This window comes from Acidithiobacillus marinus, from assembly GCF_002847505.1.
Lineage (GTDB): Bacteria > Pseudomonadota > Gammaproteobacteria > Acidithiobacillales > Acidithiobacillaceae > Acidithiobacillus > Acidithiobacillus marinus.
In genome coordinates this window covers 39,710-51,308 of record NZ_MXAV01000035.1, presented here as the reverse complement: position 1 = coordinate 51,308, position 11,599 = coordinate 39,710, and the positions used below count along the sequence as shown (strand labels likewise).

The window sequence follows — 11,599 nt, the reverse complement described above, 5'->3', positions numbered from 1 at the left end:
GGGTAATATGCAGATTCAGTAAAAGTAAAAATACTTGACTTCACCTTTGAAACACTGATATTCCCAAGAAAAATAGCACCAAGAGCAAGAAACCCGTTGAGATTGATGGTGTTCTGATCTGAATACGCGTAGGAAACACTAGATTGTAAAGTGAGTTTAGGATAGAAAAAGTCCGAATTTTGTTGCAATATAGCTTTTTTGCTAGCAGACTCAGGAGGAGCTTTCATTATAGAATCTCCTGCATAGGCTTCGGCAGCAGGCAATATCGGCATACAGGCTATAAAAAAACAGATAATACGGCGACCACGCATAAATCGTCACTCCCTTGCTTATTTGAGATCCGCACAAACGGCTAATTGACAGCAGAGCCCACTGCGCTACATTCATATGGATAGTAACCCAAGGACAGACGAATGACCAGACCGACATGCATACACAACAAAATCCGAGAAGTATAAAACAACGAATCCAGAGAACATAAAGCATAACTACCGATATAGAATAACTCTAGAGGTAAACAAATTACAATGGACCGCAGAAGCTTTTTTAAATACAGCGTTTATACTTATTTAACGCCAAGAATGAAAAATAGGCGCCCGGATCTGACCACGGAAGATCGATTTAAAATGTTGTCAAAAAGTTTATGGATCTGGTGTACCCCAAAAACCAGATTGACGGACCTCTCCATGTTCGCGTTGAAGTTTGGCTTTAACCCCATATATCTTTCATTACCGGACGATATAGACTTGTATAGAACAAGAATGACAATCCTCCAAATGAAACGAGCTGGACAAACAGTTTATCTCGCTGGAGGATCTCCACAATGGATACATCAGGATGCTGCGGAGAATCAATTTGAAAATCTGATAGAAAAATCCAACCTCATTCATATGAGCGGCATAGCATTAGACATAGAACCACAAGCTACAACCGCGTGGAATAGCATTGATAAAATTTCAATAGCGAATAAATATAACGAGCTGATGCAAAAAATAGAGAAAATTTCAACATCAAAGAATATTCCATTAGTGGCCACAGCCATACCTGAATACAAAAACATCAAAATGAAAAATGGGTTGACCTTGCTTGAGTCCATTAGTGAAAAGGTTCAATTTTTAGTACTTATGGCATACAAAAGATCACTTACTGGTGTAAATCATAGCACGTGGGAATCGATTAAAGAGCTAGAAAAAAAGGCTGTCCCATTTTGGTTTGGGGTAAATATTTATAATAATGAAAAAAATTATCCTGATATAATGGAATCATCAGTAATGTTAAATGAAGCATTAAAACATAATAAAGGATTTATGGGAATTGCTTTTAATGACTATAGTTCAATAAGAAAGTATTTATCTTGAATAAAACATCCTCGCACTTAAATTTCATCTTCCGCTGATACAACAGTTTCAGCTATTGGTTTACGTTTAGGATGACCCCACTTACTTCGCCAGGCAAACAATGTTCCAATAGCTCTTTCAAAATCAACCACCTGTCTATATCCAAGAAATTCAATGGCACTAGTAAGTGCAACCTTAAAAATATCACCATTGGACTCATAGCGCTTACTAATTAAATTATCGAAAACTACGGCAGATACATTTAAAAGTGCGCCCCAGAAAACAGCCAAAACAAGAAAAAGAATAAGAAAATCAAGACTTATCCAGCCAAATAAAAAGAAAATAATAACACTGAAGTAACCAGTCAACTCAATAAATGGACCAAGCAACTCGATAAACAAGAAATAGGGGTAGGCAATAAAAGCAACTGCACCATAATGCGGATTGAGAAACATACCCCGACTGTACCAAAGTGCTGATACCAACCCTCTCTGCCAACGATTACGTTGCAAAAGAATGGACCTGAAATCAGAGGGAACCTGTGTCCAGCAAACTGGCTCCGGATCAAATGCCACATGATATTCAAGTTTATTTTTTACACAATAACGATGCAGACGAACAACAAGATCCATATCTTCACCAACAGTTCGCCGGTAACCACCTATAGAATGAATTAAATCTTTCCTAAAAACACCAAATGCACCTGATATAATCAACAAACTATGCATACGATCCCAAACAACACGACCCGCTAGAAATCCTCTCAGATACTCAGCAATTTGAATTCTCTCGATAATAGAACCAGGAGCTTTGACACGTGTGACCGAACCATTGACCACCTCACAGCCATTTAGAACCCTAACAGACCCGCCAGATGCTACAAGATTTTTATCATACAAAAAATGATTTGCCATACGCATCAAGGAATCTGATTCCAACAAAGAGTCTGCATCCATAGCACAGAATAAAGGGTATTGAGAAACATCAAGACCTGCATTTAAGGCATCAGCCTTTCCACCATTGACTTTATCAACAACATAAATGTTTGAAAAAAACTTAGAAGCATATAACACATTTATTTTTTTGTAATTTAGACGCTTCTGAATTGGCCGCTCGATGGCAAACAAAGAAAAATGATCTTTCAATATTTGCAATGTATCATCAGTAGAACCATCATTGACGATAACAATTTCAAATTCTGGATAAGAACATTTCTGGGCGGAAAGAATGGTTTCAATTATATTGATAGATTCATTATATGCCGGAATAATAATAGAAATAGGACGCGAATTTGATGTCTGTAGTAGGTTTTCTAAATCTTGATCATCCAGTCTATTAAAAGCAATTTTCCGAAGCTGATTAAAGGCATAGATAATAATGCCACTGTAAACCAATGCCAACAACAGGAAGTATATTAGGATAACATATTGATACACAATTAAATAGTAAGCCCAATCCCTAAGCATCATTTACTTCCTCATTTAACACATAATGACAAACAGATTTTCTGTAAGGATCTAATTCACTGTTATTATCGTTATTTTTATTCGTACTAGAGGCAACAATTTTTTCTAATTGAACCCTGGAGCCAATCTGCATAAGAGCACGTGCAGCATTCAACCTTACGTAATAAGCTTTGTCGCCAAGAAGTTCAGTAAGTTCTTCATTTAACGCTGTCAAATGGAGTAATCCTGCCGAAACACAAGATGTAGCACGCACTTTCCAATCATTATCTTTAAAGCCAGACTTCAGCGATTGCGTTGCTTGATTGGAAACACTGTCTAATCCTCCAAACGCCCGCAAACAAGATATCTTGATAATGCTTGCATCTTTACTTGTACTATTACAAGCTTTACTGTAAATATTGGCTAGCTGCACAGCCATCGAATCAAGACCTAATTTTCCAATTGTAGAAATTATTGATGTATATATTGAAGATTCGTGTTCATATTTTATCATTAATTTTAAAAAAATTTGAACAAGAGCATCATCACCATGAACGGCTTCCACAGCTTTGGCAGCTTGTACTATAAGACCTTCTTGCAGACCTCTGGCAAGTTTTCCATTCTTGTTTATATAATACACCAATTTGTTAATATCATTTTCATCTACGCTCAGTTTAGCAGCAGAAAGAAGGCAGGCAGCAATTAACTTTCCATCGTCATTCTTCTCTGCCTCTTTTTCTGCTGATTCAAAGAAAAAATCTTTTAACCCTGCTAGTCCAATACGATTTAGTTGAAGATAAGCGTGCAATCTCTGATCAGAATTTCTTTTCTTTGCTTTTTCTAGGTAAAATGGTATTGCATCTGATGATGAAACAATGGCTATTAACTTATCTTTAACTTCTTTAGAACTTTTAAGATAAAGCTCTCTATAGGCTGAAATCATACCATCCCTGTCAATTTTTGACAACGATGCAACCTCCCCGACCGCAACTGAAAAAGTATTATTTAGGAAAATATTCCTAAATTTTACAGTACTGTTACGCAGTGCTTTAGCGTGTTTTTCTGTTTTTGTTTTTGAAATCCAAAGAACCAACAAAATCATTAAAAAAAGGATTACTATAACTACAATAGCCCAGACTAAAATTTCTTTAATTTGTGTACCATTAGAGAAAACAAGTGTATTCATATTTACCACCAATAGCGCACGTAACCAAGCCCACCGACTCGATTATATAATGCTTTCCTATACTCTAAGAAGCCTTGTACTCCGACTTCTATGTGCGGAACCACTCTATAACTATCACCCACCAATAGATTTATACTTGGTGTATTTAGAATCCCAAGATTTACACCTAGATTTTCTCCTGCCATACCCCAGGAAATATTACCGTAAAGTCTATTTTTCGTATTAAAATTCCACTCTGGTGATAGCATAATACTATACGCAGTAGTTTTTGGAACATAATACAGAGTTAGCCCCAATGATACTGGTTCGACAAAATAATATCTCGCACCCAACGAAAGAACTGTTGCAGATAATGCTGTAAACTCTAATTGTCTTATGCCGCCATAGATATTGATATTTTTTATTGATTTAGACAATCCTGCTAAAAATCCATAGTGCGCAAGAAAATTATTTTCAGGGCTATATTCCCCGCCAACATAAGCATCATACCCATTTTTTAATTCAAAATAATATATTCCTTCAATCCTTGTTGCATCTTGATGGAATCTATTCCAACGACTTACTGATAAATACAATGCGCTTTTCTTAAAAGTCTTGTTAACGGCGATACCGACCTCATTATCGACGGGATAATTTTTCGTACTCGCGGCCGCCCCTCCATAAGTCATAATATAATTTGTGTAATAATGTGAAAGATTTTCTCCTAGGATATGAAACACCTTTGATTTACTTTTAACCGGTAATGCATTATAGAATTCTAGGGCTTGTTGATCATGATATTCTGTTAATAAGGCATTCATATAATCCAATGATATGTCAGCATCTTGTGGATATTTTTTTATTAAGTATGCATATATATCCATCGCCTTTTTTTCTTTTTTTCCCTGCATATAAGCTTTTGCCAGAATTAGTCCAATATTTTTATCTGGATTTTCACTGCGCTCAAAATATGGCGAGGCAATATCTACTGCCCTGATCCAATGACCTTCTTTGACTAACAATGAAGCTTGCGAAGCCACCATTTGCATTTCGATATTTTTCTTTTCTTTTATTAATGAATTATCTTCAGGATATTTTTTAATGAGTTCTTCATATATCTGAATAGACTTTTGATAATGTCCTAATCTGAATTCAGATTGTGCTACTATCATCCCCGAGCGGTAACTATCAACGCCCTGGTAAAATAAATTTTGACCTATATTAATTGATTTTTCATACTCTTTTTTTTCAAAAAAACTCTCTAGCTCTTTTATTTTTTTATAGTTTCCATACTTTAATATTAAAGACTCTATTTCCGAGTTTCCAGGGTACTTCTTTGATAGCTCTTGAAGTACCCCTATCGCCATTTCTAACTGCTGGTTTGCAAGTAACGCTCGCGAATAAAGTAAACCTGCAGCATAGGAATTTTGGTTTCTCTGGTACTTTTCCTTTGCTTCGGCTAAAGCTTCTTTATTTTTATGTTCATACAACATTGTATTTATTTTTTGTTTTATATTTCCATTTTCATTTGATTCAACATGGCCAGATGCAGAAATCGGTACCAGAGAGATCACAAGCATGGCTACACCAACAAGCATACGAACTTTAACCGATTCTATATATATCAAAAAAGAACCTATCGCCGGTTTTTTCGTAGCCATCAAGACTTCCTTTACTTATATTCTTCACAAAGAGATTGAATGTTTTCCATGTTTACATCTTTATAATTTACATTTGCGCATTATTTCATCTATAGCACAAATCGTGCCTATTTTTTTGTTGCACCATATCAGATAGTTAGCCTATCACAACTTATCCTATCAATTTTTTTGTACTAGATTTTATACTATAATACTCACCATGATAGACAAGTGCAATTGTAATCAATAGGTTACATATTGATCAATCTGTATTATAATTATTACATCTTGATTAACCAGTGTCTTCTTGAGCTATATTACTCTTTGATTTTTATAACCTATTCATTTTTTACTGCTTTTTATTTGAATATATGCTTACATCTCCGTTGTACTTATCCAGCGATGCCAACAATGATTCTGCTATGTTTATTTATGGTAGGCCGCAGGATAGCGGTCATAAGCTCGGTTCTATAAATTCTTTACCCCAAGCGATATTTTGTGTGGTGGCGGAGAGGGTGGGATTCGAACCCACGTGGGGCTATTAACCCCCATCCGATTTCGAGTCGGCGCCGTTATGGCCACTTCGGTACCTCTCCGTGGAGGCATACATTAAGCTTTCATGAGGGCTTCGGCAAGCCCTGTTTCTCATCAAAGCGTCCTGAAAATTCGCTTATACTAACAACTTCAACTCTGCTGTCAGGAATAATCCTGATCCTTACAAACGGGCGCCATCATTACGATCCTTGGAGCTAATGAACTGGCGTTTGAGCACATGTTCACGCTTCAGCCCCAACCACAGGGCAATGGGACTGGCGACAAATATGGAGGAGTAGGTGCCGACCACTACGCCAATGACCAGGGCTGTGGCGAAACCATGAATGACCGGTCCGCCAAACAAAAACAGGGAGAGCGCCACCATGAAGGTGATAAAGCTGGTGATGACGGTCCTGGACAGGGTTTCATTGATGGCTACATTGAAAATTCCCGCCACATCCCCGCTGCGTGAGGCGCGAAGATCTTCACGCATACGGTCAAACACCACCACGGTGTCGTTGAGCGAGTAACCCATAATGACCAGCAAGGCGGCGATAACCGTCAAAGAAAACTCTTCCTGACTGATGGCAAAAAAACCCACCACCAGAATAGGATCATGGAGCATGGCCAGCACCCCACCTACCGCAAAGCGCCATTCAAAGCGAAAACCTACATAAATCAGAATCCCCAGCGTCACAATAATCAAGGCCATGATACCCTTGTTGCGGAGCTCTTTGCCGACTTCCGGGCCCACATACTCAGTGCGCCGGAGCTGTACGTCAGGATAGGCGGCCTGGTTTTTCTGAAACACCTGCAAAATACGGGTGCCAACTGCACTACTCTCCCCCGGTTGCGTCCGTAAACGAATCAGCAGGTCATGATCCCCACCAAAGGTTTGTACGACTACATTGTGAAAACCAGCCTTGGTTAGAGTACCTCGCACTGCGCCCAGATCCGGAGTTTTGCTGAAAGCCAGCTCCACCAGCGTGCCACCCGTAAAATCGATGCTGTAATTGAGCCCACGCACCAGAAAAACCGCTACGGAGGCCACAATCAGCAGCGCCGATACACCGAGAAAGATCCAGCGTCTCGACATGAAATCCACATGGGTCCGTGCTTTAAATAATTCCATGGCTTGGCCTCAAATATAGAGCTTTTGAATGCGTCGCTTGCCGAGGACGCGTTCGATAATCCCGCGACTCATCATGGTCGCAGTAAACATGGAGGTGATCACGCCAATGGTCAGCACCAGTGCAAAGCCCTTGATGGCCCCAGTACCAAACTGAAAGAGCACCAGGGCAGCAATCAACACCGTAATATTCGAGTCCACAATAGTCGCAAAGGCTTTTTTGAATCCTGCATCAATGGCGGCCCGGACACTCATACCATGACGCAACTCCTCACGAATGCGTTCAAATACCAGCACATTGGCATCCACCGCCAAACCGATTTTCAACACAATCCCGGCAATACCCGGTAAGGTCAGGGTCCCGCCCATCAAGGACAGCACTGCTAGAATGGCAAGAATATTGACCAGAATAGCCATATCTGCGATCAAGCCAAAGGCCCGATAGTAAATAGTCATGAAAGCAACCACAAAAATCATCCCAAACAGCACCGCCATGACCCCGTCATGAATGGAATCCTGACCCAGGGTGGGACCTACCGTGCGTTCCTCGGAAATATGTACCGGCGCAGGTAATGCGCCTGCCCGCAGCTCGATGGCAGCATTACTGGCGGCCTTGAGATTGGCGAAGCCGGTAATCTGGGCTCTGCCGCCGGTGATGGCTTCGCGAATGACGGGCGCCGTCACCACTTTGTTATCCAGCAGAATCGCCATGCGCTTACCGACATTTTTACTGGTCAGATCACCAAAAATCCGGGTGCCGGCATTGTTAAAGCTGACGTTAATGATGGATTCGCCATTATTGTTATCCACCCCGGCGCTGGCATTACTCAAATAGCGGCCCGTCAATACCGTATCGGTATACAGCACATAAGGTGAACCATGCAGCCCGTAATACAAGGCAGTTCCTGGGGGAAGTTGACCCTTCAGGGCATCGGCCATGTTGGCCTGATCATCCACCATCTTGAATTCCAGTTGCGCGGTGGATCCAATAATAGACTTGGCGCGTTGGGTATCCTGCACCCCCGGCAACTGCACCGCAATATGCTCCATTCCCTGACGCTGAATGACCGGTTCCGAAACCCCCAGTTCATCAATACGATTACGAATGACGACAATTGCCTGCTGCAAGGCATCATCTTTCATTTTTTTGGCGGCATCGGGAGTGATGGTCACATCAATGATGCCTTTAGGCAGGACGCTGACCGCATAATCGGGGTACTGCTGGGCGATGGCTTTTTGTGCCTGCTGGGCCAGGGCCGGACTGGCCATTTCAATGGCCAGAGAACTGGGGTTCGTATTGTTGATGGCCAGATACTGGAGATCCTTGTGACGCAGAAAAGTCCGCAAACTACCACTATCCTGTTCCAGGGCGTGCTTGATGACCGCATCCGTATCGACCCGCAACAGCAAATACACCCCGCCCCGCAAATCCAGACCCAAATTGACCGGCTTACCGCCAATGGCTCTCAGCCAATCAGGCTCGGCAGACATTTGCGATAAAATAACCTGGGCATTGGCCGGCAGTTTTTCCTGAAGCAAAGTTTCTGCCAGCCCCTGGGCATTATCATTGGGAAAGAAAAAAGTGCTGCCTTTGGGATTGCTGCTGACCCGGGTCACCGGAATTTTGGCATCCTGCAGCCAGCCTTGCAGCGTCGCCACGGGTGGAATGATGGTGCCGATGGGTGCGCGTACTTCTACAGCGGCATACCAGCCATAAAAATTGGGTAGCGCATACAAAAAGGCAGGGATCACCACCAAAAGAATAATCAGATACTTCCACCACGGATAACGGGTCATGAACAGGCCTTAAAGTTTTTTCAGAGTCCCTTTGGGAAGCAACAGAGTGACCGCCGCTTTTTGGACTTTCACCGTAACCCCTTCAGCGACTTCAATATGCAGATATTCGTCGCCCATTTGCATGACGCGCCCGGCAAGTCCGCCCAGAGTAACCACCTCGTCACCCTTGGAAAGAGATGCCATGAGCTGACGCTGCTCTTTGGTTTTTTTCATCTGCGGGCGAATCATCATGAAATAGATGATGGCGCCAAAGACCAGGATGTACACTATCATGATCAGTCCAGAGTCTGATCCCCCACCGGCTGCAGTTCCGGCATAGGCATTGGCAATCGGTGAAAAACTCATGATCCACTCCTGATCAGGTTAGAGGGCGCCCATTGTAGCCTTAAGGCGTCATTGTGGGAACTGAGTCCCGCGCCGTTCATAAAATTCTCGACGGAACGCGTTCAAACGCCCTTGCATAATCGCCTCACGCAGACCGGCCATGAGATCCTGGTAATAATGGAGATTGTGCTGGGTGTTCAGCCTCGCGCCCAAGATCTCCTGACTGCGCTGCAAGTGCCGCAAGTAGGCACGACTGTAATTCTTGCAGGTATAACAGCTACATTCCGGATCCGGAGGCAGCGGGTCTTTCTCGTAGCGGGCATTACGCAGCTTGAGGATGCCGTCCCGGGTAAATAACCAGCCGTTCCGGGCATTCCGGGTGGGCATGACGCAATCGAACATATCCACACCGCGAAAGACACCTTCGACCAGATCTTCCGGCGTCCCCACCCCCATCAGATAGCGCGGCCGATCCTTGGGCATCCAGGGCATAAGATCTTCCAGAACCTGCATCATCTCGGCCTTGCTTTCGCCTACCGAAAGGCCGCCCACGGCGAGGCCCGGAAAATCCAGCTTTTGCAAGCCTTCAAGAGAACGGCGCCGTAAATCGGCAAACATCCCGCCCTGGACAATCCCAAACAACTGCCCAGGCCCCTGATAGGCCCGGCGCGAACGGGCTGCCCAGCGCATGGAAAGCTCCATACTCGTCCGCGCTTCGGCGTAGGTCGCCGGATGGGGCGTGCATTCATCAAAAACCATGGCAATATCCGAACCCAATACGGTCTGAATCTGCATGGATTCTTCCGGCCCCAGAAAGACCTTGTGGCCATCACTAGGGGCGCGAAATTCCACCCCGGCCTCGCGCAGCTTGCGCAAAGCACCGAGACTGAATACCTGAAAGCCCCCGGAATCCGTGAGTATGGGACGGTCCCAATGCATCATCTGGTGCAGGCCCCCCAGAGCGCTGATCACCTCAAGGCCCGGACGCAGAAACAAATGAAAGGTGTTGCCGAGAATGATGTCCGCGCCAAGAGCCTTGAGTTCTTCAGGCGCCATGGCTTTGACGGTGCCATAGGTGCCCACCGGCATGAAAGCCGGGGTTTGAATATCGCCACGTGGCAAATGGACGATACCGCGCCGGGCGGCACCGTCCTCACCGAGAAGTTCGTATATCCCCATCAGCTCACACGGGTTCCGGGTCTGCGGGGGTAATGAACATGGCATCTCCATAGCTGAAAAAACGATAGCGGGCAGCCACTGCATGGCGGTAGGCGGCAAGCATACATTCCGTACCCGCAAAAGCACAGACCAGCATCAGTAAAGTCGATTCGGGCAGATGAAAATTGGTCAGCAAGGCATCAATGACCTGAAATTTTTTACCCGGATACAAAAATAGCCGGGTTTCTCCCACGTAGGGCCGCAACACCCCATCTTTTCCGGCGGTTTCCAGTGCCCTGCAGGCGGTGGTACCCACCGCGATCACCCGGCCACCCCGCGCCTTGGTTGCGACAATGGCGTCCACGGCTTCCTGCGATACCATCAAGGTTTCAGCATGCATGACATGTTCTTGCACATGATCACTGCGCACCGGTAAAAAAGTCCCGGCACCGACGTGAAGGGTGACAAAACGCCGCTCGACTCCCCGCGCATCCAGCGCATCCAGCAAAGCCTCGTCAAAATGCAGGCCAGCCGTGGGGGCGGCGACCGCCCCGGGCTTATCGGCATAAATCGTCTGGTAACGCTCCTGGTCAGAGGCTTCGGGAGCACGGTGAATGTAAGGTGGAAGCGGCATACTGCCCTCGGATTCGAGGATGTCCAGCCAGGAGCCCTGCTGCAGATGCAGGCGTACATCCATGCCTTCTTTTTCCAGCACTTCCGCTTCATCACCATGGGCCAAACGTAAGCGCATACCGGGCCGCAAGGCTTTGGAAGACTTGGCCAGAAACCAGCCGTCCTGTTCACCCAGCAGCCGATCCAGCAATAATTCCACCGCCCCGCCTGTTTCCTTGTAGGCATGGAGCCGGGCGGGCAGCACCCGGGTATCGTTGAGAATCAGCAAATCACCGGGATGCAGCCATTCGGGCAATTGGCGAATCCAGCTATCCTGCCACTGGCCGCTCTGGCCATCGACCACCAGCATCCGTGAGGCGCTGCGTTGGGCGAGAGGCTCCTGGGCAATCAACTCCGGGGGCAATTCGTAAGTAAAGTCACTTTTCAGCATATGGTCT

Annotated in this window: 9 protein-coding genes, 1 tRNA gene and 1 pseudogene; 1 reads left to right on the top strand and 10 read right to left on the bottom strand. The window is 44.6% G+C overall.

The genetic code is table 11. The annotated features are described in order from the left end of the window. Positions 1-311 (bottom strand): annotated as a pseudogene (locus tag B1757_RS09530) (transporter); the annotation flags it as partial. Positions 312-686: 375 nt separating this feature from the next. Here B1757_RS09530 and B1757_RS09525 point away from each other — a divergent pair. Further along, positions 687-1,358 carry a hypothetical protein gene (locus tag B1757_RS09525; protein WP_101538088.1) on the top strand — a complete coding sequence of 224 codons (672 nt, stop codon included), beginning with the start codon at positions 687-689 and terminating at the stop codon, positions 1,356-1,358. A 17-nt stretch (positions 1,359-1,375) separates the two neighbouring features. Here the strand turns inward: B1757_RS09525 and B1757_RS09520 are convergent, their stop codons facing one another. The 9 genes from B1757_RS09520 to queA all read right to left on the bottom strand — a co-directional run bounded on the left by B1757_RS09520 (position 1,376) and on the right by queA (position 11,592). After that, positions 1,376-2,806, bottom strand: a complete 1,431-nt coding sequence (locus B1757_RS09520; protein ID WP_253253797.1) for a glycosyltransferase family 2 protein — start codon at positions 2,804-2,806, stop codon at positions 1,376-1,378. Further along, on the bottom strand, positions 2,796-3,968 hold the full coding sequence (locus B1757_RS09515) for a HEAT repeat domain-containing protein (RefSeq protein WP_101538087.1): 1,173 nt from the start codon (positions 3,966-3,968) through the stop codon (positions 2,796-2,798). Before B1757_RS09515 ends, B1757_RS09520 begins: the two co-directional genes overlap by 11 nt. 2 nt (positions 3,969-3,970) lie before the next feature. Then, positions 3,971-5,608 (bottom strand): tetratricopeptide repeat protein, encoded by a 1,638-nt coding sequence (locus tag B1757_RS09510; RefSeq protein WP_101538086.1) that lies wholly within the window; start codon positions 5,606-5,608, stop codon positions 3,971-3,973. A gap of 483 nt (positions 5,609-6,091) precedes the next feature. After that, positions 6,092-6,183: transfer RNA gene (locus B1757_RS09505), tRNA-Ser, on the bottom strand. Positions 6,184-6,302: 119 nt separating this feature from the next. Beyond that, positions 6,303-7,253 (bottom strand): protein translocase subunit SecF, encoded by a 951-nt coding sequence (gene secF / locus B1757_RS09500; protein WP_101538085.1) that lies wholly within the window; start codon positions 7,251-7,253, stop codon positions 6,303-6,305. 9 nt (positions 7,254-7,262) lie between these two features. Further along, entirely contained in the window at positions 7,263-9,047 is a 1,785-nt protein-coding gene (gene secD / locus B1757_RS09495; RefSeq protein ID WP_101538084.1) for a protein translocase subunit SecD, read from the bottom strand. Between the two features lie 9 nt (positions 9,048-9,056). Further along, positions 9,057-9,392, bottom strand: coding sequence for a preprotein translocase subunit YajC (gene yajC / locus B1757_RS09490; RefSeq protein ID WP_101538083.1), 336 nt, complete (start codon positions 9,390-9,392; stop codon positions 9,057-9,059). A gap of 48 nt (positions 9,393-9,440) precedes the next feature. Then, complete coding sequence (gene tgt, locus B1757_RS09485) at positions 9,441-10,550, bottom strand: tRNA guanosine(34) transglycosylase Tgt (protein ID WP_101538082.1); 1,110 nt, start codon at positions 10,548-10,550, stop codon at positions 9,441-9,443. 4 nt (positions 10,551-10,554) lie between these two features. Further along, the gene (gene queA / locus B1757_RS09480) at positions 10,555-11,592 is read right to left on the bottom strand and encodes a tRNA preQ1(34) S-adenosylmethionine ribosyltransferase-isomerase QueA (protein WP_101538081.1); all 1,038 of its coding nucleotides are present in this window, start codon (positions 11,590-11,592) and stop codon (positions 10,555-10,557) included. Positions 11,593-11,599 lie beyond the last annotated feature (7 nt).